Annotated in this window: 20 protein-coding genes and 3 pseudogenes; 11 read left to right on the plus strand and 12 right to left on the minus strand. The window is 69.3% G+C overall.

Going from position 1 to position 22,950, the window contains the following annotated elements; all coding sequences use genetic code 11:
- Positions 1 to 70 precede the first annotated feature (70 nt).
- The 7 genes from H305_RS0140345 to H305_RS56540 all read left to right on the plus strand — a co-directional run bounded on the left by H305_RS0140345 (position 71) and on the right by H305_RS56540 (position 6,379).
- Positions 71 to 1,249, plus strand: a complete 1,179-nt coding sequence (locus H305_RS0140345) for a CaiB/BaiF CoA transferase family protein (RefSeq protein ID WP_028805466.1) — start codon at positions 71 to 73, stop codon at positions 1,247 to 1,249.
- On the plus strand, positions 1,246 to 2,073 hold the full coding sequence (locus H305_RS0140350) for a citryl-CoA lyase (protein WP_028805467.1): 828 nt from the start codon (positions 1,246 to 1,248) through the stop codon (positions 2,071 to 2,073). Before H305_RS0140345 ends, H305_RS0140350 begins: the two co-directional genes overlap by 4 nt.
- Positions 2,066 to 2,578, plus strand: coding sequence for a DoxX family protein (locus H305_RS0140355; RefSeq protein WP_028805468.1), 513 nt, complete (start codon positions 2,066 to 2,068; stop codon positions 2,576 to 2,578). Before H305_RS0140350 ends, H305_RS0140355 begins: the two co-directional genes overlap by 8 nt.
- Positions 2,579 to 2,649: 71 nt before the next feature.
- Positions 2,650 to 3,549 (plus strand): extradiol ring-cleavage dioxygenase, encoded by a 900-nt coding sequence (locus H305_RS48495; RefSeq protein WP_051371502.1) that lies wholly within the window; start codon positions 2,650 to 2,652, stop codon positions 3,547 to 3,549.
- Positions 3,546 to 3,908 carry a hypothetical protein gene (locus tag H305_RS0140365; RefSeq protein ID WP_028805469.1) on the plus strand — a complete coding sequence of 121 codons (363 nt, stop codon included), beginning with the start codon at positions 3,546 to 3,548 and terminating at the stop codon, positions 3,906 to 3,908. Before H305_RS48495 ends, H305_RS0140365 begins: the two co-directional genes overlap by 4 nt.
- Before the next feature lie 70 nt (positions 3,909 to 3,978).
- Positions 3,979 to 5,445: an amidohydrolase family protein gene (locus H305_RS0140370; protein WP_051371504.1), complete on the plus strand. Its 1,467-nt coding sequence runs from the start codon at positions 3,979 to 3,981 to the stop codon at positions 5,443 to 5,445.
- Positions 5,446 to 5,458: 13 nt separating this feature from the next.
- Positions 5,459 to 6,379: an FAD-dependent monooxygenase gene (locus H305_RS56540; protein WP_420708209.1), complete on the plus strand. Its 921-nt coding sequence runs from the start codon at positions 5,459 to 5,461 to the stop codon at positions 6,377 to 6,379.
- Here H305_RS56540 and H305_RS56545 read toward each other — a convergent pair.
- The 7 genes and pseudogenes from H305_RS56545 to H305_RS0140400 form a co-directional block, all read right to left on the minus strand.
- Positions 6,304 to 6,594, minus strand: a pseudogene (locus tag H305_RS56545) (ATP-binding protein); the annotation flags it as partial. The gene H305_RS56540 and the pseudogene H305_RS56545 sit on opposite strands and share 76 nt — an antisense overlap.
- Before the next feature lie 775 nt (positions 6,595 to 7,369).
- Positions 7,370 to 7,594: pseudogene (locus H305_RS53010) on the minus strand (IS5/IS1182 family transposase); the annotation flags it as partial.
- Between the two features lie 72 nt (positions 7,595 to 7,666).
- Positions 7,667 to 7,972, minus strand: a complete 306-nt coding sequence (gene merB / locus H305_RS0140385; protein ID WP_158690663.1) for an organomercurial lyase — start codon at positions 7,970 to 7,972, stop codon at positions 7,667 to 7,669.
- A gap of 180 nt (positions 7,973 to 8,152) precedes the next feature.
- On the minus strand, positions 8,153 to 8,434 hold the full coding sequence (locus tag H305_RS55910; protein WP_078629485.1) for a transposase: 282 nt from the start codon (positions 8,432 to 8,434) through the stop codon (positions 8,153 to 8,155).
- Positions 8,435 to 8,566: 132 nt separating this feature from the next.
- Positions 8,567 to 10,000 carry an MFS transporter gene (locus H305_RS0140390; protein ID WP_028805473.1) on the minus strand — a complete coding sequence of 478 codons (1,434 nt, stop codon included), beginning with the start codon at positions 9,998 to 10,000 and terminating at the stop codon, positions 8,567 to 8,569.
- Between the two features lie 306 nt (positions 10,001 to 10,306).
- Positions 10,307 to 11,758 (minus strand): aldehyde dehydrogenase, encoded by a 1,452-nt coding sequence (locus H305_RS0140395; RefSeq protein WP_028805474.1) that lies wholly within the window; start codon positions 11,756 to 11,758, stop codon positions 10,307 to 10,309.
- Positions 11,759 to 12,044: 286 nt separating this feature from the next.
- A complete protein-coding gene (locus tag H305_RS0140400; RefSeq protein ID WP_028805475.1) occupies positions 12,045 to 12,884 on the minus strand; it encodes an oxidoreductase in 840 nt (279 codons plus the stop codon).
- 190 nt (positions 12,885 to 13,074) lie between these two features.
- Here H305_RS0140400 and H305_RS0140405 point away from each other — a divergent pair, with 190 nt between their 5' ends.
- Positions 13,075 to 13,620, plus strand: coding sequence for a TetR/AcrR family transcriptional regulator (locus H305_RS0140405; protein ID WP_028805476.1), 546 nt, complete (start codon positions 13,075 to 13,077; stop codon positions 13,618 to 13,620).
- A gap of 578 nt (positions 13,621 to 14,198) precedes the next feature.
- On the opposite strand, the gene H305_RS48500 is transcribed toward H305_RS0140405, so the two are convergent.
- Together H305_RS48500 and H305_RS0140415 are read right to left on the minus strand one after the other, a co-directional pair.
- Positions 14,199 to 16,616: a tyrosine-type recombinase/integrase gene (locus tag H305_RS48500; protein WP_037766903.1), complete on the minus strand. Its 2,418-nt coding sequence runs from the start codon at positions 16,614 to 16,616 to the stop codon at positions 14,199 to 14,201.
- Positions 16,613 to 17,875 (minus strand): tyrosine-type recombinase/integrase, encoded by a 1,263-nt coding sequence (locus H305_RS0140415; RefSeq protein WP_199791530.1) that lies wholly within the window; start codon positions 17,873 to 17,875, stop codon positions 16,613 to 16,615. Before H305_RS0140415 ends, H305_RS48500 begins: the two co-directional genes overlap by 4 nt.
- 717 nt (positions 17,876 to 18,592) lie before the next feature.
- Between H305_RS0140415 and H305_RS0140425 the strand changes: the two genes are divergently transcribed.
- Both H305_RS0140425 and H305_RS0140430 read left to right on the plus strand, forming a co-directional pair.
- Complete coding sequence (locus H305_RS0140425) at positions 18,593 to 18,997, plus strand: MerR family DNA-binding protein (protein WP_028805478.1); 405 nt, start codon at positions 18,593 to 18,595, stop codon at positions 18,995 to 18,997.
- A gap of 49 nt (positions 18,998 to 19,046) precedes the next feature.
- On the plus strand, positions 19,047 to 19,943 hold the full coding sequence (locus H305_RS0140430; protein ID WP_107440202.1) for a ClpX C4-type zinc finger protein: 897 nt from the start codon (positions 19,047 to 19,049) through the stop codon (positions 19,941 to 19,943).
- A 21-nt stretch (positions 19,944 to 19,964) separates the two neighbouring features.
- On the opposite strand, the gene H305_RS53715 is transcribed toward H305_RS0140430, so the two are convergent.
- Positions 19,965 to 20,333, minus strand: coding sequence for a hypothetical protein (locus tag H305_RS53715; protein WP_063611396.1), 369 nt, complete (start codon positions 20,331 to 20,333; stop codon positions 19,965 to 19,967).
- 182 nt (positions 20,334 to 20,515) lie between these two features.
- Entirely contained in the window at positions 20,516 to 20,914 is a 399-nt protein-coding gene (locus H305_RS0140440; protein WP_028805480.1) for a VOC family protein, read from the minus strand.
- Positions 20,915 to 21,007: 93 nt separating this feature from the next.
- Here H305_RS0140440 and H305_RS48510 point away from each other — a divergent pair.
- A pseudogene (locus tag H305_RS48510) lies at positions 21,008 to 22,004 on the plus strand (helix-turn-helix transcriptional regulator).
- A 480-nt stretch (positions 22,005 to 22,484) separates the two neighbouring features.
- Here H305_RS48510 and H305_RS0140455 read toward each other — a convergent pair.
- Positions 22,485 to 22,950, minus strand: a 466-nt coding sequence (locus tag H305_RS0140455) for a hypothetical protein (protein WP_234021404.1), incomplete at its 5' end; no start/stop codon positions are given.

Below are 22,950 nucleotides of genomic sequence, written 5' to 3' on the forward strand. Positions count from 1 at the left end.
CGCTGGGAGCCGCATCCACATTGATCGCTGTACGGACACTTGACCGGCATACGGACAGGACCTCTCCGATATGAGCGACACCCCATCCGGCCCGCTGAGCGGCCTCCTGGTCGCCGACTTCTCCCGCATTCTGGCCGGGCCCTACGCGACGATGCTGATGGCCGACCTCGGAGCGGACGTCGTCAAGGTCGAAGCGCCCGGCGGCGACGACACCCGCACCTGGGTGCCACCGACCCGTGACGGCGTCTCGACGTACTACCTGTCCATCAACCGCAACAAGCGCTCGGTCGCGCTGGACCTCAAGGACGACGGCGATCTCGAACTCGCCCGCGCCATCGCACGGCGCGCCGACGTGATGATCGAGAACTTCCGGCCCGGCGGACTGGCGAAGTACGCCCTCGACTACGACAGTGTCGCCGCCGACAACACCGGCGTCGTATATGCCTCGATCAGCGGTTTCGGCGCCGCGGGCGGCGCGCACCTGCCCGGCTACGATCTGCTTGTCCAGGCGATGTCGGGATTGATGAGCCTGACCGGGGCGTCCGACGGGCCGCCGTATCGCGCCGGCATCTCGGTCTTCGACGTCATGACCGGCATGCACGCCCTCATCGGCGTCCTTGCCGCGCTGCGCGAGCGGGAGAACTCCGGTCGGGGCCAGCACATCGAGGTCAACCTGCTGTCCTCCGCGCTGTCCGGACTGGTCAACCAGACCGGGGCGTACGCCGCGGGTGGCGTCGTTCCCCGCCGGATGGGCAACGCCCACCCGAGCCTGTTCCCCTACGAGCCGCTGCCCACCGCCGACGGCGACATCATCGTCATCGCCGGCAACGACCGCCAGTTCGGTGCACTGTGCACGGCGCTGGGGGCTCCCGCGCTCGCTGACGACCCGCGATTTCGCACAGTCGCCGACCGCACCGCGAACCGCGAGACGCTCCGCCCGCTCCTTGAGAAGCAACTCGCCCAGCGCACCAAGGCCGAGTGGTTCGACATCCTCGTCGCGGCCGGAGTGCCCGCGGGGCCGATCAACTCCATAGCCGAGGGTGTCGAGTTCGCGACCAGCCTCGGGCTTGAGCCGCTGGTCGAAGTGGGCACCGACAGCGCGCAGGGTGCGGGCGCCATACCGCTGGTGCGCAACCCGATCCGGTTCTCCCGCTCCGGGCATCGCTACGACCTGGCACCCCCGGCCATCGGCGAGCAGAGCGACGAGATCAAGACCGAGGTCCGCGCGTGGCTGGGGGAAACTCGATGAGCACCCCCACCGGCGGGCGCGAGCCCCGCTTCCCCACCTCGCTCGGTATGTCCACGACCTCGACGATCACACTGCTCGGCGAGGACCTCGCGAACGACCTGATGGGCTCGGTCAGCCTGACCGAGCTGGCCTACCGCATGGTCACACTGCGCACACCGACGGCGGGCCAGGTACGCATGCTCGACGCCTGCCTCCTCGCACTGGCCGACCACGGCTTCACCCCGACCGCGATCGCGGCGCGCCTGACCTATCTCTCCGCTCCCGACTCGGTTCAGGGCGCAATGGCCGCCGGGCTGCTGGGCGGCGGCTCCCGCTTCCTCGGTGTGACCGAGGACTCCGGACAGTTCCTGCACGCTGTGGTCGAGGGGATCGGCACCGCCCCCCGGACTCCCGGGGAGTGGGACGAGGTCGCCCGGCACGTCGTCCGCGGGGCACGAGCGGAGAAGCGGATCATTCCCGGTCTGGGCCACCCGGTACACAAGCAGCTGGACCCGCGCACTCCCGCGCTGGTCAGGATCGCGACCGAGGAGCACTGCTACGGCCCGCACCTGGCGCTCTTCGAGGCGATCGGCCGGGTCCACCCGGAGTTCCTCGGCCGCACCCTCGTGCTCAACGGCGCCGGTGTCGTGGGCGCCGGGCTCGCCGACCTGGGGCTGCCGGTGAAGCTGCTGCGGGGTTTCGCGCTGATCGCCCGTGCCGTCGGGCTTCTGGGCCAGCTCGCCGAGGAGGAACGGATGCCGGTCGGGATGGACACCTATCTCTTGCTGGAGCACCACGCCGAGTTCGTGGACCCGGCGACCCTGGTGGCGAACGACGATGACTGAGACGGACCTCGGCCTGCTCCTCCTCCGGCTCGGCCTCGCGGCGCTCCTCGCCGGCCACGGATTCCAGAAGAGCCTCGGCTGGTTTCGCGGCATGGGCCTGGCCAGGACCGCGGAGGTGTTCGAGAGCTGGGGCTTTCGGCCTGGCCGCCCGCTGGTCCTGCTCGCCGCGGGCTGTGAACTCCTGGGCGCGCTGCTGCTGGCCACCGGACTGCTGACCCGCGTCGCGAGCGCGGTCGTGATCGGCACGATGCTCGTCGCCGCGGCGCCCAACGCCGTGAACGGGCTCTGGGCCCACCTCGGCGGCTGCGAGGTCACCGTGGTGTACGCCTACCTCGCCGCCTGTCTCGCCGTCACCGGCCCCGGTCACCTCTCGCTCGACAACGCCGCCGGACTGCCGGACGGCGGTGGCTGGGGTGCGGCCCTCGCCATCGTGGTCGGAGCGCTCGCCGCCGTGCCCCCGTTGCTCCGCCGCCGAAGTGCGTTGCGCGCCCGCCCCACTTCCTGAGAGAGCAGCCCGAAGAGCGATTCCAAGAGGAATTCGAAGAGGAATTCCTGGGAGAAAGGGGAAGGCCGACGATGGCCAAGCTCGTCGCGATCCTCGCGACCACACACCATCCATTCTACTACCGGACCAGCCAGCTCCCCCCGGACCAGGCGCCGCCGTTCGCGGCGGAGTGGGTCCGTAAGGTCGAGGCGTACCGGGAGACGCTGACCAGATCACGCCCCGACGTGCTCGTGATGGTCGGCTCCGACCACTTCCATCAGCTCTGGCTCGACAACATGCCGCAGTTCCTGGTCGGCAAGGCGCCCTACTACGACGCCAACTGGGAGAACGAGCAGCGCGAGTTCGGGCTGCCGAAGATGCTGCTCAAAGGCGACGAGGCGCTCTCGGCGTACATGCTCCGCGAGGGCCTGGACCGCGGATTCGACCTGGCGTTCTCCAACGAGCTGCGGATCGACCACTCCATCACCTGCCCGATCATCACCGTCCGCCCCGAGGCGGACCTGCCGATCGTGCCCATCTACACCAACATCTTCGCGCCGCCGCTCCCCCGGCCTGAACGGTTCGTCCAACTCGGCAGGACCATCCGCGCGATCATCGACGCCTGGCCCAGCCACCTTCGCGTCGCCGTCATCGGTACCGGCCACCTCTCGCTCGAACTCGGCGGTCCACGCCAGTTCGGCCCCACCGGGCCCGACCCGGAGTTCGACGCCCGGGCCGTCGAGTGGATCGCCAAGGGCGACATCGACGGCTGCCTGGCCAACGTCACACTCGACAGCCTCCACGCCCCGGGCAACGCGACCCACGGATTCATGGACTTCATGCTGATGATGGGGGTCGCGGGAAACCGGCCGGCCGACTACACCGACCACCTCAGCCTCTTCCACACGATGGAGGCGTACTTCACCTGGTATCCCGACCCCGGTCTGCTCGACAGCGGGGCTGCCGCCGACCGGCAGGAGTCCCGCGCATGAGCAAGTACCTGGTCAACAAGTTCCTCTACACCGTCGACCGCGAGCACGGGCTCACCGAGCGCTACCGGGAGGACCCCGAGGGGACGGTCGCCTGGTGGCTGCGGGAGCGGGCCAACCGCATCCTCAACGCCATCGCCGCCGAGGACACCACCTGGCTCTCCTTCACCGAGGAGGAGCACCGGGCGCTGGCCGCCCACGACCATGTGGCCCTCTTCGAGTTGGGCGCGCACCCGTTCCTCACGCTCACGTTGTGGATCGCCATGTTCGAGCGTGACTTCGACGAGCCGCTCGGTATGCAACTCGACTACGCCCGCAGGCTCGACCATGTGGCACTGCCCTACCCGGACATCAGCACCTGACACCCCGCGCCGCGCTCGGCGGCGCCCTACCGGGCCCCACCCGTTCACGTAACCAGTGAAAGAGAACCCCATGGCATCCACACCTGGCACACCCGCAGCGAGCGACGTCACCGCCGCCCCGGCAGTGGTCTTCCGGCACGGCCACGTCCTGACGATGGACGACCGGCGCACCGCCCTGAACGACGGGGATGTCCTCGTCGTCGGCGACACGATCGAGGCCGTGGGCCCGAACCTGGAGACGCCCGAGGGCACGGTCGAGATCGACGCCAGCGGCGGCATCCTCATGCCGGGCATGGTAGACACCCACCGCCACATGTGGCAGACCGCCATGCGCGGGTACGGAGCCGACTGGACCCTCACGCAGTACTTCGTCTGGAACTACCTTGAGCACGGCAAACGTTTCCGTCCCCAGGACGTGTACGCCGGGAACCTCCTCAGCGCGATCGAGGCGATCGACGCCGGGGTCACCACCACCGTCGACTGGTCGCACGGGCTCGTGACGGTCGATCACGCCGAAGCCGCGGTCGACGCCCTCGAGGAGGTGCCCGGGCGCTTCGTGTTCGCCTACGGGAACATCCACGCCGGACCCTGGGAGTGGACCAACTCGCCCGAGTTCCGGCGCTTCGTGGAGCGGAGGATGCCGCGCTCGGAGATGCTCGGCTTCCAGGTCGCGTTCGACGTCACGGGCGACCCCGCCTTCCCCGAGAAGGCGGCCTTCGAGGCGGCACGCGAGTTGGGCGTGCCCGTCACCACGCACGCCGGTGTCTGGGGCGCCACGAACGACAACGGGATCCGGCTCATGCACGAGCACGGCTTCATGACGCCCCAGAACGTCTACGTCCATGCAGCGACGCTGAGCGAGGACTCCTACCAGCGCATCGCCGCCACCGGTGGATCCGCGTCGGTGTCGGCCGAGAGCGAGGCAAGCTGCGGCCAGGGATACCCGTCGAGTTGGGCGTTGCGCCGCCACTCCATCCCGATCTCGCTCTCGGTCGACACCAGCATGTGGTGGAGCGCCGACGCGTTCGCCGCGATGCGCTCGACGCTCTCGTCCGACCGGGCACGCGAGCACCACGAGGCCCACGCCTCCGGCGACACGGTCACCCACGTGGCACTGCGTGCCCAGGAGGTCGTGGAGTGGGCTACCCGCGGTGGCGCCCGCGCCCTGGGGATGGACCACCTGGTCGGCAGCATCGAGCCCGGCAAGCGCGCCGACCTGGTCCTGCTCAAGAACGACGAGTCGCCGGCGATGTTCCCGATCCTCAACCCCTATGGCCATGTCGTGTTCCAGGCACAGCGAGGTGACGTCCACACCGTCCTCGTCAACGGCCGCCCGGTGAAGTACGACCACCACCTCGTCGACACCGACCTCGCCAAGGCCCGCCGGGCGGTGGAGCAGACCGTCGAGTTCATCCGCGCCGAACTCGGCGAGGAGGAGTGGGCCGGCGGCATGAGCCCGCAGATCCCGGAGTCGAAGGTACTCGACAACCCGTACACCTACACCGAGTACGCCGATGCCTCCACGCACCAAGGCTGAGAAGGGACTGTCCATGGACCCGGTCGTCATCGTCGGCGGTGGCCCCGTCGGCCTCACGACATCCTTGCTGCTGAGCGACCTCGGCGTGCCGAACGTTCCGTTCGAACGCCACCAGGGCACGTCGATCCACCCCAAGGCCATCGGCCTGAACCAGCGCACCATCGAGATCTTCCGCCGCCTCGGTCTGCAGAAGCCGATAGACGCGGCCGCCGCGCCCCCGTCATCGGTCAGCAGGACCGGCTGGTACACCTCGCTCGCGGGCCCCTCCGACCTGCACGGACGCCAGATCACCAATCGCGACGCATGGGGTGGCGGCGGTTATGCCGAGGAGTACGCGGCGGCGAGTCCCGCCCCGTACACGATGCTTCCGCAGATCAGACTCGCGCCCATCCTCCGGGCGGCAGCGGAGGGTCGGCCGAACGACACGGTGCGGTTCAACGCGGTGGCCGCGATCGAGCAGGAACGAGACCGGTGTCACGGTCACCCTCGAAGGCGGCGACCGCGTCCGCGGCTCCTACGTGGCCGGTGCCGATGGCGGCAAGATGGTTCTCCTGCCCGTCGATCACAACCCGGAACTCGAACACCGCCCACCCCCGTCGCCATCACCACGTCGGGTCACGCGATTCAACGGCCGAACTCCGGGACAATCTCTTCACCGCTCGATGAGCGCGCCGGACACACTGAAGTTGCGCCACGGCCGGCTCGCGGACTTCGGTATGAGGGGTCACGGCTGCGTCTTCGTGGGTGGCTGCCCAGTCCACCGCTGTCCACGGGAGCGTGCCGGTTCGGCAGGTCGATGCAGGCCCATACAGCAGTGCCCGTCCCGCACCGACGGACCGCGCACCGGCCGGCTACGCCGTGGACGAGCAGCAGGCCGCGGCCGTGCTCGTCCGGATCGACGTCGCGCTGCGGCTCGGTGAGTCTGGCCGCGTGACCGTGGTCGACGACGACCAGCCACACGCTGCGTGCGGTGAGTAGGACGGCCACGCTCATGGTCTCCCCCTGGGCATGGACGATTGCGTTGGTCGTGAGCTCGGAGACAGTGAGCTCGATGTCGCTGATGATGCGGCGCGGGACGCGCCATTTGCGGCAGGTGCCGGCAACCCGGTCGCGTGCCTCGCCGGGCGTGCGTTCGGACCGGCCCGGCAGCTACCACACCTCCCGGAGATAGACCTCCCTGCGTCTGCGCGGGGACGATGCAGCTGGTCTGCTCAAGGCCAGCCGCGAAGTCGCGAGGTTGTCTTCCGCGAGGGCGTGCAGGGGCACACTGTCAGGTGCGGTCATCGTGCTGATCTCCTTCGAGGCTTCGACACTTCGAAGATCAGCCGGTGGCCGTTCGTCTATGCGGGCACCACCCCGACGCCGGAGCAAACCCCCGGATCAGGTCGAACCCGTACACCACCTCCCTGGACGCAACCCAGTGTCCGGCGGATCTTGGACGCTTGAGCACAGACGGCAGTAGAGAGGCCCCGGAGACTGCCGAGTACTGGCATTGTCAGGCGCCGCCGCGCCAGCAACAATGTGGGCATCTTCAGACCGGGCGGTGCTCGCGTTCTGGACCCTCACCTGATCGGAGTGAAGCGACCTCATGGCATGGGTTGTTGGAACGGGCGGATTCTTGGGTCTGTTGGCGATCGGGTTGGGATTCGTGACGCTCCGGACAGGGTGGATCGTGCCCACGGCGCGCCGCCGCGTCACCAGGCCCCAACTGCATGGTCTCGGCGCCTTACTCACAGGCGCGTCCCTGCTTCTCCAGGGCCTCTTCTACTTTCGAATCTTGCCGAGCGTTTCCTGGGAGGTCCGCTTCTTCGGCGGAAATGCCCTCCTGTTTGCTGGGCTCCTCCTCATTGGCCTCAGCCAGATGCTGCCGCTCCGCAGAGACCCGGATCACGGCCACCTCTCAGGCATCTGAAGGATCAGCGGATCACGGCCGGAGCCAAAGGCGGATCGCGGCGACCGCGACGGTGCCATGGAAGACGTAGGTCCTTTTGTCATATCTGGTAGTGACGGCGCGGGAGTTCTTGAGCGCCAAGAGGGTCCGCTCGACTTCGTTCCTCCTTTTGTAGATCGCCGTGTCGAATCCGGTCGGCCGACCGCCCTTGCTGTTTCGGCTCTGACGGTTTGCCCGCTGGTTCTCCGGTTCGGGATGGTGTGGGCGGCGCGGCTGGGCAGGTGAGCCCGGGCAGGTCGACTGCGTCGATGCGGATCCGCATACCGTCCATCATTCCTGCTCCCGGCCTGTCAGTAGGGCGCCGAAGACAGACCTTCCCAGGGCCTGGGCGCGGTCCTGACCGACTTCTGTGCCGGTGTAGTCGGTGCGGTGTTCGGCCCAACCTCGGCCGGCACGGGGGCTGGTGACGAAGCTCAGGGCGCCGCAGGCGACGTCGGTAGCCGGGCCGATGCAGGAGCGTTGACCGACGTAGACCACCACGCCGGACGGCTCCCAGGTCCCGCGTGCGCCACGGGAAGTGATGGTGTCGCCGGCGACCGGGTCGGCAGAAGTGATCACGGCGTCGGCGGCGAGCACGCCGGCGCCGCTGGCCAGGCGGACACCGTGAGGCGTGGGGACGACACAGAAAGGGCAGGCCACACTTTTCCGAACTAAGCACCGCGCTGCGCGGTCCCGCATCGGTCGTCAGCCAAGAGATCCACGAGCCGTCCCCGCAGGTGGGTACCGGCCTCTCCCCACTGGAGCCCGGGCTCGCCCTCAGACCGTGCGGACAACTCGGCGAAATTGTCCTTCAGTGCGTACCCGATCGCACTCGCGCAGCCCGGTCAACATGCGCTCCCACACGGCATCTTGCCGCCACTGCCGCCAGTAGTGGTACACGGTCTGCCAGAGCGGTAGGTCGTGCGGCAGCAGTCTCCATGCGCAGCGGGCCCGCAGCCAGTAAGCGCGCGCGTTCACGCAGATCCGTCGTGTAACGGGTACGCAGCCCGCGCACTCCAGCCCCCGACAGCGCGCAACCACCCTGCTACCAGCCCACATGCCCGCTGACCGGCTTTTCAGACACCCTCTAGCCCGCCACAGCCATGCTCTGCTGTGCCTAGACGGGGCGTTCTTCGAGCTGAACGGTCGCGGTGTGCCGTTGCTGTCGTGATTGTTCGGTTGTTCCGTTGATCAGGCCCGGCTGACCGCATCCGGCTGCGGGTCAGGGCTGTCGGTCGCTCGGCCCGGCGTGTGGGCGGCGTGTCGAGCGGGCGCGAGGGCCGCGGCGAGTGCGGCGCCGACGAGGAACAGGGTCAGCACCGAGAAGCCGTGGGTGTAGCCGGAGACGTAGGGCAGGCCGGTATGCGCGAGGTGGCTGGTGACGAGCAGGCTCATGATGGCGGTTCCGATGGCACCGCCGATGGAGCGGAGGTTGGCGTTCATGCCGGTCGCGGCGCCGGCCTGCTCGGCGGGCACGCTGCTGACGATGAGGTTGGCCATGAACGCGAAAGCCAGGCCGACGCCGAGGCCGAAGACTCCCGCTGCGACGGCGATCTGCCACTGCTCGTCATGCAACAGGGCGAGGATGGCGCATGCGAGTGCGGCGAGGCCCGAACCGGCGATCAGCAGGTGCTTGGCGCCGAGCCGTGGCTCCAGGCGGCCGCTGAGGACCCCGGCGACGAACATGGCGATCAGCATGGGCAGCATGAGCAGCCCGGATGCGGTGACGCTCGCACCGAAGCCGTATCCGGCCGAACTCGGCGTCTGCACGAAGCCCGGCAGGAAGGCCCAGACCGAGGAGAGGCCGGCACCGAACAGCAGAGCGGCCGTGTTCGTGGTCCACACCGGCCGCGTGCGCAGAACGCGCAGATCGATCAGCGGGCTCGGACTGCGTGACTCGGCGCGCAGCCACAGGCCGAAGAGGACGACGGCCGCGGCGAACAGCGAGATCACGGAGGCGGAGTTCCAGCCCCACCGGCTGCCCCGGCTGACCGGCAGGAGCAGTGCCACCAGCCAGCCGGACAGCAGCAGCGCGCCGAGCCAGTTGACGTGTCCCTGCGCACGGTGAGGCGATTCGGGGATGCGGCGCGCGGCTATGAGGGCGGTGACGGCAACGATGGCGACGGGGATCCAGAACAGCCAGCGGTAGTCGAGCGCGGCCACGATGGGCCCGGCGGCGACGATGCCGACGCCGCCGCCCGCGGCGATGACGGCGGACAGGTTGCTGATGCTGCCGCTGACCTGGCCGGCCTCGAACTGGTCGCGGATGATGCCGAACGAGAGCGGGAACACCGCTCCGCCGATGCCCTGGACGACACGGGCGACGATCAGGACGCCGATGGTGGGTGCCAGCGCCGCGAGCAGGCACCCTACGAGCACTGCCACCAGGACGGCAACGAGCGTGCGCGTCTTGCCGAGCAGATCGCCGACGCGGCCGAGAATCGGGGTGAACACCGAGGCGGACAGCAGATAAGCCGTCATCACCCACGTGGTGGTGGACTGAGAGGTGTGCAGGGCGTGCTGGATCGTCGGCAACGCCGGCGCGATGAGCGACTGCAGCATCGAGAACACGCCCGCACCACTGGCGAGGACCGCGAAGGTGAGGCGGGGCGACTTGCTGGGCATGGAATGACTCTCCGGGGAACGGAAGGATGGCGAAGGGCGCCGGGAGCAGTCGCACGCCGTGATTCGGACGGCCACGGCTCGAGGGGCTTGGCCGGGATTCGTGCGGGCCGGCATCTCATGGGCGGGACCGAAGGTCTACCGCCGGTGTGCGACGCAGCCGGCCGGATGGGGGCCCGACGGGCCGGGCCGTGCCGCGGGTGGGCCCGTGTCGTTGGTGGGCCGTTTCGCGGGCGGGCCCGTCCGGCGCGCGGGGGCGCTGGCCGCAGGGGCTGTGGCTGCGCTGTGCTTGTGTCGCAGGGTGTGCGACTACCGGTCGCGGGTGATCGTCTTGTGCTCGACGTAGCCGGTCAGGCCGACCTTGCCGTATTCACGGCCGATGCCGCTCGCCTTGTAGCCGCCGAACGGACCGTCGAAGCTCATGGGGGAGCCGTTCAGGGTGACCGTGCCGGTGCGCAGTCGGCGGGCGACGGCAAGGGCCCGCTCAGGGTCGATGGTCCAGATGCCGCCGGACAGGCCGTAGGCGGAGTCGTTGGCGATGCGGACGGCGTCGTCCTCGTCGTCGTAGGCGATGACGGACAGGACCGGGCCGAAGATCTCCTCCTGCGCGATGCGCATGGAGTTGTCGACGTCGGCGAAGACGGTCGGGGTGACGTAGTTGCCCTTCTCCAGGCCTTCGGGGATCTGCGGGCCGCCGGTTACCAGCCGGGCGCCCTCCGCTATGCCGACGTGGATGTAGTCGATGACGCGCTGCTGCTGGTCGGGGCGGATCATCGGGCCGATGAAGGTGTCCGGAGCGGACGGGTCGCCGACCTTCAGCGATTCGACCATGGCCTTGATCGCGGCGACGACCTCCTCGTAGCGGCTGCGCGGGGCCAGGATGCGGGTCTGGAGGATGCAGGCCTCGCCGTTGTTCGCCAAGGAGCCGAATCGCAGGCCCTGGACGGCGGCGTCCAGGTCGGCATCGTCGAGGATGAGGGCGGCGGACTTGCCGCCCAGCTCTAGGCTGACCCGCTTGAGGTGCTCGCCCGCGATGGAGGCGATGCGCCGGCCGGCGCGGGTGGAGCCGGTGAAGGCGATCTTGTCGACGTCGGGGTGAGAGACGAGGTACTCGCTGGTCTCGCGGTCGGCGGGAAGGATGCTGAGCACGCCCGCGGGAAGCCCGGCCTCGTGCCACAGGTCCGCCAGCAGCATCATGCTGAGAGAGTTCTCCGGGGAGACCTTCAGGACAACGGTGTTTCCGGCCAGTAGGGCCGGGACCAGCTTGGCGGTGGCTGCGGAGAACGGCGAGTTCCACGGGATGACGGCGGCGACCACGCCGATCGCCTCCCGTCGGACGATGGTGTCGAAGGACACCGACGGGTCGGACGGCTCGATGATCTCCTCCCAGCCGAACTCCTCGGCCGCCTTCAGGTACGCCTTCACCTGGCGGGTCAGGAAGGGCTGGCCGGCCTTGGTGAACCAGCCGGCCGAGCCGTTCTCGACGGAGATGGCCCGAGCGACCTCGTCGGCGTGGGCAGCGCGCAGGGCGTCGTAGCGCCGGACGATCTCCTGTCGCTCCTCGGGGCTGGTGCGCGGCCAGAGCCCGTCGTCGAAGGCCGCGCGGGCCGCGGCGACGGCGGCGTCGACGTCGGCGGGCGCGGCCTGCGCGGCGCTGCCCAGCAGGGACTGGTCGTGCGGGGAAAGGATGTCGATCCGCAGATTCGGGTCGCTGGGGGCGACCCATGCGCCGCCGATGTAGAGCTTGTCGCGAACAGTCATGTCTTCACGGTTCCTTTGTGCGAAAGAGGCGAGAGGGTGGTGGGGAGGAGGGAGTGGGGGCGCGTCGGCAAGCCGACGGGTGCGGGCGGTGCCACCTCGCGTGCGGGGATCTGGGCGAAGCCGCTCTGCGGTCATGTCGGAAGGACAGGTAGGCGCTCCGACCGGGCTGGCTGAGCTGGCCTTCGGTGGTTGCGTCGGCCTCCGGTGGTCGGGCAGCCGCGCTCCGGTGGTTGTGCCGCGCTCCGGTGGTGCCCGAGCGTGCGGGCGCATCACCGGAACGAAGTGGTCAGGCGGTGGGGTAGTCCGTGGAGCGGCTGACCTCGGCCCACTCGCGGGCCTCGGCGAGGCGCGCCTCCTCGGCGCTGATGGCGATCTCCAGGGCATCGCTGCCGAGGAGCAGCCGACGCGGGGGTTTCGCCGCCTCCACCGCGCCGACGACCGCGCGGGCCATGCGGTCGGGGTCACCCGGCTCGTTGCCGGCGTACTCGGCGAACCTCGCGAGCCACGCGCCGACCGTCTCCTCGTAGTCGGAGGCGACGGGACCGGACGGCTCCGCCGCGCCCGCGGCCCAGCCGGTGCGGATGCCGCCGGGCTCGACGATGGTGACCTTGACGCCGAACGGGGCCACCTCATTCGCCAGCACCTCGGAGAACCCTTCGACGGCGAATTTCGCGGTCTGATAGGCACTGAGGCCGGGCGTGCCGCCCACGCGTCCGCCGATGGACGATATCTGCACGATGTGCCCGGACCGCCGGCCCCGCATCACTGGCAGCACCGCCCGGGTCAGGTTGACCACGCCGTACAGATTCGCCTCGACCTGCGCGCGGAACTCGTCCTCTGGAAAGTCCTCGATCGAGCCGCTGGTGGCGTAACCGGCGTTGTTCACGAGCACATCGATCGAACCGAACTGCTCCACCGCCGTCGCCACCACGTCCCGGGCGTCGGACGGGGAGGTGACGTCCAGCGCCACCACCATCAGTCGCTCAGGGTGCTCGGCCCGCAAGGAGGTCAGCGTCTCCGGCCTTCGAGAAGTCACCACGACCCTGTCGCCGGCGCTCAGCGCCGCGAGAACCAGAGCCTTGCCCAGCCCCTGCGAGCCGCCGGTGATCAGCCAAGTCCGTGACATAGCGCATCCCTCTTCTCGTGCGTCGTCTCGTCGTTTCGTCGTTCTCCCAGCGCTCCAGCGCGGGCTTGCCACTCCATAGTAGAGGAATTTCCCATTACTGCAACATGAAAGTGGTAGTTTCTATTGGTGTTGCGACTCACGCGTTGGAAATTGTGCCGAAAGTGACCACTGGACGTAGAATCTCCAGATCATGAGAGCTGACGCCGCACGCAACCTCACCGCTGTGCTCCAGGCCGGGGCCCAGTTGCTGGCCGAGGACCCGGGCACCTCGATGGCGGCCATCGCCGCCGCCGCGGGAGTAGACCGCACCACCGTCCACCGCCGCTTCGCCAGCCGCGAGGCGCTGCTCAGTGCCGTCTTCCAGGCCAAACTCGACTCCGCCGAACAGGTCCTGGACGAGGCACGCATCACCGAGGCCCCTGTTCCGGTCGCCCTCCACCGCTACCTGGAAGGGATCATCCCCGTCAGCCGTCAATGGCCTGTCGACACGCGCCGCATGATGCAGAAGGACCCCGAGGCCGGCATCCGTCGCCAGGAGCAGAGCGCCCGACTCGACGCCTTCGTCCGCCGCACCATCGACGAGGGCTACCTGCGCGCCGGCACCGACGCGGCCTGGGCGCGGGCGGTCCTCGACGGACTCGTCGACACGGCCGCCCACAAGTTCCCCGCCATGGATCCCCCGCAAGCCGCCGACCTCGTCGCCAGCACTTTCCTCAGCGGCCTCGGCGCCACCTGACGACCGACCGGCCCGGCCGCGGTGGCCCAAGGGACTTCTGACAACTCGCCCATCGACGGTTGGAACTCTCGTCAGCCGTGCGGATTGCCCTGCGGATGCAACAACTCGCTTGGGTGCGTACGAACGCCCCGGACCGTGATCGGTCCGGGGCGCGTCTGCACATCCGGATCTGCGAGCTACCTGTCGGGGTCGAACCGACGGCCCTCGCCCTACATCGGGCATGGGGACGTTTGTGCCAAGCAGTTGATCCAGTGCGACCGCGTCTTGGGCCGTGGGCACTTACTGCCGTTTTTGTGATGCGCTGTCTGCGGGCGTCGCCGCGTCCGTCTTAGATGGCGCGTGCAGCGGCGAGGTTGGTGTGGCCGGGGATTTGGATCAGGGATTGCAACCGGTCGAGTGCGGTGGGGGATGCGGTCACAGCCTGTATGGCCGGGGACGGGGTCCAGGACAGATCGAGGTGACCGATGGCGTGGCAGCGGCGTCCGGTGCTGCGGATCGGGAACCCTGGCCAGTGTGGTCAGTTGGTGGTGGCTGACGCCGCGTTCGTGATTCAGTTCCGGCATGGGCCGCCGCGGAGATCATTGTCTTCCTTCCGAGATTACGGGCATGCCCAAGGTGACCGGAGTGCGTTTGCGGGTCCGGGTGAGTCGGTCGAGTGAGGCGAGTTTGTTTCGCGCGGCTTCGAGGCTGATCTGGAGTCCTTGGACCTCGCCGAGCCAGCCGTTGACGCGGGCCTCCTCGATGCGGACGCCGAGGTTGCGGATGATCTCTTCCAGGCGTCGCCGCTGCTGCGGGTCGACACGGAGCATCGGGCACCGGACGCAGGCATGCTCGTGTGCGCAGGGGGTGCCGTAGGGGCGCCCGCAGGTGCCCAGTTCGACTTTCCGCAACTCGAAGTGCTTCTGGAACTCGTCCCACTCCTGCTCGGTGGGTTCGCGGTATTCCGCGGCGGGGCGGTCAGCGCGCCGGGTGTCGAGGAACGCCCGGTAGGACCTGATCAGCTCCTCCTGGAAGACCGCGAGGTATGCCTGGGTGGTGTTCAGGCTGTGGTGGCCGAGGATCTTCGCGGCAATGTGGACGGGAAGGCCGCCGGTGACGGCGTCCGTGATGAACATCCTGCGGAAGTCGTGCGGTGTGTAGCGCAGCGGCTGGCCGGCTCGGTCCGTGAGCCCGGACCGCTCCAGCGTGTCGCTGAGGAGCCGGTAGACGACTCGGGTGCTGATAATCTCCCTGCGCCATCCGATCTTGCGCTGGAACAGGTGCGGCAGCATCGTGCCGGTCACGCGTTCGTGCGGGTCGTAGCGGGCCGCCAGAGGAACGCGGCCGTCATCTCCTCTGATCCTGCAGACCACGGTGGCCAGCACGCTGGCGAGTTCCGGGGTGACCAGGAGCAGTCGCTCCTCGTTGCTCTTGGACGGGACGATCTGCAGCAGGGGGACGACCTCACCGCTGTCGGGCAGGCGGTAGGAGACCAACGCCAGGTGGGTCAGTTCCAGCAGTTCTTCGACGCGGACACCAGTGTGCCTCAGCGTCTCGATGATCGCCCAAGCCCAGAACGCGTCCTCTTCCCTGCGAAGCAACTCGATGCGCTCGCCGGTTTCTTCGTCGGTGACGAGCACTGCGTCCGGGCCGTGCTGGGTCGCGCTGCGGGTGTCCCACCGGTATCGGGTCCGGTGGTAGGTCCTGCCGGCGTGCTCGAAGGTCTCGCGGATGGGTGTCTGGCGGGCGGCCGCGAGCAGGGCGGCCTGGTCGTCGCGGTGCTTTTCTGCCGTGTCGACCAGCACGGGCAGGTGGGGCAGGCGCTCGCGGATGCGCTGGTGCACTTCCGCCGTCCGCGCGCGGTTGCGCTTGGAGACGCCTTCGAGTTCGCTGCGGCGGATCGGGCAGCGGACCGCCCACGGTGCCCAGGAGGGGTCTTCGTGCGCCCACTCCTGGATGTCGAGGTAGAGCGTCCGGACCCGGCCAAGGACCTCCAGGCGTCCCTTCCGGGGCCTCTTCGGTCCTCGTTTTCCCGAGGTGAAGGCGAGCCGGGCTTTCCAGGCATCGGCGACTTCCGACGGCAGGTCGAGGCTGTCGATGCCGGGGTGGTGCTGCTCGATGTCGGCCCAGAACGTGCCGGCCAGGGTGCTGCTGAGCTGGCGGAAGCTGCTGAAGTCCATGCCGGGGCGCCGCTCGTTGAGGTAGCGAACCAGCATGTCGCGGACCGGCGCGGACTGGATCTGGTGCTGGGCGACCAGTTCCTCGGTCGTGAGCTGGCCCAGCCGGATGGCGGCGCGCAGACTCTGGTCCGTGTCGAGGACGCCGATGTCGCGCAGCACGTCCCAGGCGCCGTGCAGGCCGCTCTTGTGCCGGTGGTAGCGGCTGATGTTCCAGGCGTGGAACTCCAGCACATCGTCCGTGGTGACCTGATGGAGTTCCCTGCCGGTGTGGAGCACGATCTTGGACAGGGCGGTGAGGACTTCGGAGACCTGACGTCCGGCCATGCCCCGGACTCGAGCGGCTCCCTCTGCGCGGGCGAAGGTCTCGACGGACAGCTCCGTGCGCACGTCGGTGAACAGACGGACCGCTCCGTAGCCGACCAGGAAGTCGTAGCTGGGCAGCACCAGACGACACAGCAGGAGGCCGGCCAGGCCGCTGGTGACCTCGCTGCGGTAGTTCTTCTCTGATCGCCCTTCGGCCGCAGCGACGCTGGCGACCCAGCTCAGCGGCCCCGGGTCGGCTTCGCAGGACTCCCATCGCTCCTGCCACCCGTCACCGGGCCGATGCATCAGCCACTCCAGCATGCGTTCGGCAGCGCGCAGTCGCGCACGTACCTCAGCTCCGGGAAGATCGGCCCAGGTGCCCAGCTGGGACAGCTTGCGCAGTACCTCGCGGCTGGACAGGGTGTCGATCGGCCCGACGCGGCGGCGAGCCGGACCTGTTTGCTGGGTTCCGATGAATGCCGGGAAGGGCTTCACCTGCGAGGACTGGGCAGGCGTACCGGTCGTGGTGGTCATCGCGGTACTTCTCCGAAGAGCACGGCCAGGTCCGCGGCGTCGTAGCCGCGGGCCGGGGACGGGACGGGCTTGAGGGCAGGCTGTTGTTCGGTTTGCTTGAGGTCCAACAGGTGCTGGTGCACCCGGCGGATGACCTCCTCCGGCTCCTCTTCGAGGTAGAGCTGAGTGGTCGACAGGTGCGCGTGACCGAGGATGACCTGGATGTCGCGCAGCGAGAGGTTGCGGTCGCGGAGCATCCTGCGGGCGCAGGTGTGCCGAAGGTCGTGCATCGTCCAGTTCGTGCCGAGGGCCTCGTTGACCCGGCGTAGGACGGCTCGGAGGGCGTCGTAGTTCAGCGGCTGGCGGGCCGGTGGGCCTTCGCCGCGGCGCCGTCGCCGCAGGGTCCACCAGACCGGGTCGCTCGGCGCGAGCGGGCCGATGCTGTCGAGGTAGAGCCGCAACCACACGAAGGCGTCGTTGCTGGCCGGCAGCCACTGTTCGGCTCCGGTTCCCTTGCGCCGGACCCGGACGACCTGGTCGCCCCAGTCAAGGTCGCCGCAGCGGATGCCGAGGACTTCACCGGCGCGGCTGGCGTTGCTGATGACCAGCGAGGCCAGGGCCCGGTCACGGTCCGAGCGCAGGGCCGTGAACAAGGCGTCCCACTGCTCATCGGGCATCGCTCGCGGACGGCGTTTGGGCAAGGGCGGGTTGTAGCGCAGTCGGCCTTCGGGCCGGAACGGCTCCAGCGGATTGTGGTGCGCGTTCGGCCGCCGTCCACCGCGGCGTTCCTGCGGCACCGGATTGACCAGCGGACCGGCCCCCCGCTCGATCCAGAACTCGTAGAAACTGCGGATCACCGCGTTGCTGTGACGGATCGTGCGGACGGCGTACTGATCTCCTGGGTGCTGCTTGCGCGTGATCGGGTTGATGGTGCCGGCGGTGGCGGCCGACTTCTTCCTGGGGGTAGGACGCGGTTTCGAGGTGCGTTGCAGCCACAGCACGAACTCCCGCACCTCTGCCGACGTCACCTTGTCCCACTCAACCTCGACGACCAGAAGCCACCGCCACCACCGCAACAGGTCGTAGGCGTAGCTCCGTACGCTTCCGACACGGCGTCCCTGGGCGACGAAGTCACGCAGGTACCGGCGTACGGGCTCGATCGGCTGTCCGTCGGCGTCCTGTACCTCGTAGGGCACGACGCCGCCCGTCTCAACCACTCGTCCCCACCGTGGCAGCCGGATCGCATCGACATCGCGCTCCACATCGTTCGGTAGTGCCACGCGCATCCCTCCATTCGGGTCGCATGACTTCCTACCGATGCAGCACGACGGACCGTGCACGACACACGCGTGTCGCTCCCGCTAGTCCGGTCAACATGTCGGATCTGACCGTGATCGTAGAAGGTGAGGAAGTCCTCGGCCGCCAGGCCCGCCAGGACCTCGACGCTTCGACGGCCAAATGCGGCAGCAACGGCCTCCAGATCACCCGCCATGGGAGCCTCTCCCGAGGCGCGAAGTGGCGCAGTACAGCCTGCTGGACGGCGCCCAGCCCGCCAGCCTGCGAACCCACGCGGCCGGCCGCATCCATCAGCGGGCACCCGCAGTCCGCCGGCATATCCGCCCCCTCCAGAGACGCTGGAGTTCGGCGAGGCTCGGCACCCCCCTCCGCAGCACCGCCCGGACCCCGGTAAAGGCGACAGGAGACCGAGGCCGCGGCGCCCGGTGTCGCGAAGGGGTCAGCGCCGTCGATCAGGCCGGTGGGCGAGCCGGGCATCCCCAGCCGCGCCGCCTGTTCCTGGCTGTCCACCTCGACCAACCCCACCTGCGCGCTGCGGCCCTCCAGTGCGCGAGTGATCCGCTCATGGACCACGGGCGCGTTGGGGCAGTCGGGCACGGTCAGCACGGTGATGCGCATGGTGCCGTCCTCCCAGGTCAGTGCCTCTGCACCCGACGGTAGACCTTCCAATGTGATGGAAGGTCAAGGCGTAGCGTGGAGGCATGCGGATCAGCGAGCTGGCCGCCGCCGGCGGCGCGACGGCCAAGACGATCCGCTTCTACGAGCAGGTCGGCCTCATGCTGCCGCCGCCCCGCACCGCGAGCGGCTACCGCGCCTACCCGCCCGAGGCGCAGACCCGGCTGGCTTCAATCCGGGATGCCCAGGCCGCCGGGCTCGGCCTGGCTGAGATCCGTTCCATCCTCCGGGTGCGGGACTCCGGGCAGGCCCCATGTGGTCACGTCAGTGAACTTGTTCAGCAGCATCTCGCCGACATCGAGCAGCGGATGGCCGAGCTGCGCAACACCCGCACGGCGCTGCGCGGTCTCGCTGAACGGGCCGCCAGTACGGATCCGAGCAGCTGCACCGAGGCAGATATCTGCACCGTCATGGGCCGCCAGGCTCCGTAGCGACAACAGGGGATGTCACTTGGATGGGCGGCAATCTACCGTTGTCAGTATGAGCGGAGAGCCCACCTTGGAGCAGCTCATCGCTGCGGCCCGCGCCCGTGCCGGAGACGGCGACGAACTCGCCCTGCTGGACGCCGTCATCGCAGTCACCCAGAACTCATCGGCCCGCGCGGACGCGGCCGTCGACCAGGTCGTACGCATGGTCCGTCGGGCCGGGCACTCCTGGACCGTGATCGGCGAACGCCTGGGCATCTCCCGCCAGGCTGCCCGCCAGCGATACGCCGACCGCGTCGAGGAGACACCGCCCACGGTCGGCCTGATCCGCGGCCGGGACCTGGACAGTGCGCTCGCCGCCACGCTGGAGGCGGCCGAGGCCGACGGCCTGTCGGAGGCGGGCACCGAGCATCTGCTGCTGGGCCTGCTCACCGACGGCGTGGCCGCCGCCACCCTGGAACAGCTCGGCGTCACCCGCGACAAGATCCGCGAGACGAGCCACCGCCTGTTCGACTACCGCGTCGGCGCGTCGGCGCAGGCACCGGACACGGCGTTCTCCGCCGAGGCCCAGGCCGCCCTGCACGCTGCCGAGCAGCTGGCGACCGAACGCACCCCGACCTGCGCCCCCATCGTCGCGACCACCCCGCAACTGCTCGCAGTCATCGCCACCAATCCCGGCTCGCGAGGCCGCCGCGTACTGAACGACCTCGGGGTGGACCTCGCGGACATCAAGCGCCTGCTGCACTGCTACATCAACGTCCCCCGCACCGCCCTCGGCCGCCGCCCCCGCCGCGGGGGCAAACGGCAGCAGGCCCGCTGCTCCTTCTGCGGGCATCCCCGCAGCGAGGAGCGCCCTCTGGTGGCCGGACCCGACGTGTGGATCTGCGCCGACTGCGTCGCCCTGTGCGCCGACATCCTGCGCCAGCGCGCCGGTACCACCCCGCGCGCCTGACCGCACCCGCCGGGGGCCGGGTCAGTGCCCCCACGGCGGCAGCTGGTCCGGAGTGAGGTCCTCACGCATCCCGCGGAGCTGCACGGGGTGGCGGTAGCGGCCTGCGTCGACGGCGGTGTCGGCGACGAACTCCGCCACCAACTCGGGGCGTACGGGGTGGTACTCCAGCTCGCCTCGGGTGCCCCAGCCCGCGCTGAAGCGGCCCCCGCGCCAGGGGCGTTCGGCGTCGGCCGGGGTGAGTCGGTGGCCGAGTTCGGTGCGGACCGTGGTGGTGCGGGCGATAGGCGCAGGTCTCCGCCCTGGTCGCAGCGGCCCAGGAGCAACGTGAGCGGCGTCCTGAGCGAACCGGTGACTCCGCAGATCACAGCCTCCGCGGTGATGCGGGCTCACTGGTGCGGTATCGGTATTCGAGAGCTGCAGTATTCGCCCGCAGGGCGAGCAGCGCCGCACCCGACCGGGTCACGTCAGCGGTGCGTTCGGATGTCCTCTGCTCGTGGTGCTCCTGGACGCGGCGGCCGCGTTCACGGGGAGCCCTGGGATCTCGGGGCTCCCGCGTGAGCGGCTGCGTGGCGTCAGCGTGCGAACTTTTCGATGGCCTCCGGGGTGACGGGGGTGAAGAAGTTGACGAGGTTGCCGTCGGGGTCGCGGAACAGCAGCGCCCGGTTGCCCCAGGGCATCGTGGTGGGCTCGTTGACGAAGTCGGTGACGAAGCCGGTCAGGTTCTGGTGAACGCGGTCCACGTCGTCGACGAGGAACTCGGTGATCACGCTGTGGTTGTCGGCTGGGCGGGCAGAGCCCGGGGCGAACAGCGGGACGGTGCGGGTGCTGGCGATCGCGAGGGTTGCGCCCGCGGTCTTGAGTTCGGCGAAGTCCTCGGTGGCCCGTATCGCCTGCATCCCTGTGGCTCGCTCGTAGAACTCGACGAGGCGTGCGACGTCGCTGGTGATGATGCGGATCGAGACGAAGTCCATGGGAATCTCCTTGGCTGTGCTGGAGGCGTGCACGTCGCAGGCTAGGAGAAATAGTGGACAGAATCGGTCCTGTATTCGGGTTAGACTGCGAACATGTCACGCCCCACCGGCCGGGTGCTGAGACTCCTGGAGCTGCTGCAGTCGGGCGGCACCCGGACTGTGGCCGAGCTGGCCGACCGTCTCGGCGTCGAGGGGCGCACTGTGCGGCGGTATGTGGACCAACTGATCGACCTGGACGTGCCCGTGGAGTCGGTGCGCGGCCGCTACGGCGGCTACCGGCTCGCCCCCGGGTACCGCTTGCCTCCGCTCATGCTCAGCAACGACGAGGCGCTGGCCGTGCTGCTCGGCCTGGTCGCCGGCCGCCGGCCGCCGGGCAGAGCTGACGACGACGCAGCGCACGGCAAACGAGACGGCGTCAGCAAAGATCCGGCGGGTGCTGCCCAAGCACATCGCCCGCCGGCTCGACGCACTCCTGGAAGCTCTTGCCTTCACGGATCAGCCCGGCGAGTTGGACCACCCGGACGCCGGGCTCCTGCTCACCATCGCCGATGCGGTGCGCCACCGCCGACCGGTCTCGATCCGCTACACCGACCGCGACGGACGGCGCAGCGAACGCACATTGCACGCGTACGGGATCGTCGCCCATTCGGGCCGGTGGTACGTCACGGGCAAGGACGCCCAGATCGGCGAGGACCGAACCTTCCGGCTCGATCGCATCGCAGACGCGCGGACCCTGCCCGGCTCATTCGAAGCGCCCGTGGGTCCCGGTCCGGCACAGCGCGTGTTGTCGGGATTCGCCACGCCCGAGTACAGGCATCAGGTCACCTTGCGGATCCACGGGACCGTTGAGCAGATCCGCGCCCACCTCCCCGCCAGCGTCGCCAGCCTGGAGGAGCACGAGCCCGCGGCCGACCAGGACCCGGCGTCCGAGCACTGGCTGCGCGTCGAGCTACGGGCGGAGCGGCTCGACTGGTTGCCTCCGGTACTCGCCTCACTCGACCGGCCGTTCGTCATCGAGCGCCCCGATGAACTCCGCGACCTCGTCATCGCGCTCGCCGACCGCCTCACGTCGTACGCCCGCCAAGCCTGACCGCGAGGAACCAATGTCATCGGATGGCACACCTAGCCCTGCGGGGCGTCCCGTCGCGCCGCCAAATATTCGGACCAGATCCCGCCACCGTCCTCGTCCTGGGCTTCGACTCCGGCACCGCCGGCATGAACGACCGCCTCGAACCGCCCTGGACCTGGCCTGGGCCCACAGGGGGCTCGGCGAGGCACCGACGGGCGAACATGACGCAAAAGCCGACGCGGCCGTCAGCGCATGGCGCTCGGCGGTCCTTCGCATGCCCTACCGGCGTGACGGTCTGACCCGCATGGGCACAGTCGTCGACACCTTCGAGACCGCCGCCACCTGGGAGGCGGACCCCGTACGCACCGAGGTCGGCGCCACCGCCCCGCACTGACGCTGCGAGCCGCCCCAGAACAGCCTCGACCCGCACCACATCCCAACCCGGGTGTCGTGCTCGGCTGACAGGCCGGCGCGCGGAAAGCGAGCGCCCCGACGCCCTGATCAGGCGGAGGCGAAAGCCTCCTGGGGGACATCGTCGAGGACGAATCCGTTGTCGAGCCGGACGCGGACCGTGACGTGGAGCATCCGTCGCTGGTAGGCGACCCACTGCTCTTCCAAGGCCCCCACCTGCTCCTCCAGCTGCTTCCTGCTCGCCGGCGGCATCTGGTGGCCGAAGTCGTCGAGGAGCGACTTGAGGCGCAGGTACTCACGGACCTCGTGGCTCTGCTGCCGGTGATGCTCGTCCACACGCTCGACGGTGCCCTCGATGCCTGCTGCCAGGGCCACGGAGGCGGCGAAGGCACCCGTCGCCTGCGGAGGTTCACCGGCTGGGGTCACCGACCCGGCCAACCGGAGATCCGCCGCCAGCCGCACCCGTTGGCCCACGTTCAGCGTCATCGATCCTTCGTCTTTCTCGTCGGCCACCGGCGATCCGGTCCACGTGGCGTCGCCAGGCGTACCGGACAGG

Origin of the sequence: Streptomyces sp. 142MFCol3.1 (genome assembly GCF_000424945.1) — a bacterium.
Taxonomy (GTDB): domain Bacteria; phylum Actinomycetota; class Actinomycetes; order Streptomycetales; family Streptomycetaceae; genus Streptomyces; species Streptomyces siamensis.

Excerpts from the sequence above, each read along its gene's own strand:
- H305_RS0140345 (WP_028805466.1), top strand. The coding sequence starts at position 71 with ATGAGCGACACCCCATCCGGCCCGCTGAGCGGCCTCCTGGTCGCCGAC.
- H305_RS0140350 (WP_028805467.1), top strand. The coding sequence starts at position 1,246 with ATGAGCACCCCCACCGGCGGGCGCGAGCCCCGCTTCCCCACCTCGCTC.
- H305_RS0140355 (WP_028805468.1), top strand. The coding sequence starts at position 2,066 with ATGACTGAGACGGACCTCGGCCTGCTCCTCCTCCGGCTCGGCCTCGCG.
- H305_RS48495 (WP_051371502.1), top strand. The coding sequence starts at position 2,650 with ATGGCCAAGCTCGTCGCGATCCTCGCGACCACACACCATCCATTCTAC.
- H305_RS0140365 (WP_028805469.1), top strand. The coding sequence starts at position 3,546 with ATGAGCAAGTACCTGGTCAACAAGTTCCTCTACACCGTCGACCGCGAG.
- H305_RS0140370 (WP_051371504.1), top strand. The coding sequence starts at position 3,979 with ATGGCATCCACACCTGGCACACCCGCAGCGAGCGACGTCACCGCCGCC.
- H305_RS56540 (WP_420708209.1), top strand. The coding sequence starts at position 5,459 with ATGGACCCGGTCGTCATCGTCGGCGGTGGCCCCGTCGGCCTCACGACA.
- H305_RS55910 (WP_078629485.1), bottom strand. The coding sequence starts at position 8,434 with ATGTGGGCTGGTAGCAGGGTGGTTGCGCGCTGTCGGGGGCTGGAGTGC.
- H305_RS0140390 (WP_028805473.1), bottom strand. The coding sequence starts at position 10,000 with ATGCCCAGCAAGTCGCCCCGCCTCACCTTCGCGGTCCTCGCCAGTGGT.
- H305_RS0140395 (WP_028805474.1), bottom strand. The coding sequence starts at position 11,758 with ATGACTGTTCGCGACAAGCTCTACATCGGCGGCGCATGGGTCGCCCCC.
- H305_RS0140400 (WP_028805475.1), bottom strand. The coding sequence starts at position 12,884 with ATGTCACGGACTTGGCTGATCACCGGCGGCTCGCAGGGGCTGGGCAAG.
- H305_RS0140405 (WP_028805476.1), top strand. The coding sequence starts at position 13,075 with ATGAGAGCTGACGCCGCACGCAACCTCACCGCTGTGCTCCAGGCCGGG.
- H305_RS48500 (WP_037766903.1), bottom strand. The coding sequence starts at position 16,616 with ATGACCACCACGACCGGTACGCCTGCCCAGTCCTCGCAGGTGAAGCCC.
- H305_RS0140425 (WP_028805478.1), top strand. The coding sequence starts at position 18,593 with ATGCGGATCAGCGAGCTGGCCGCCGCCGGCGGCGCGACGGCCAAGACG.
- H305_RS0140430 (WP_107440202.1), top strand. The coding sequence starts at position 19,047 with ATGAGCGGAGAGCCCACCTTGGAGCAGCTCATCGCTGCGGCCCGCGCC.
- H305_RS0140440 (WP_028805480.1), bottom strand. The coding sequence starts at position 20,914 with ATGGACTTCGTCTCGATCCGCATCATCACCAGCGACGTCGCACGCCTC.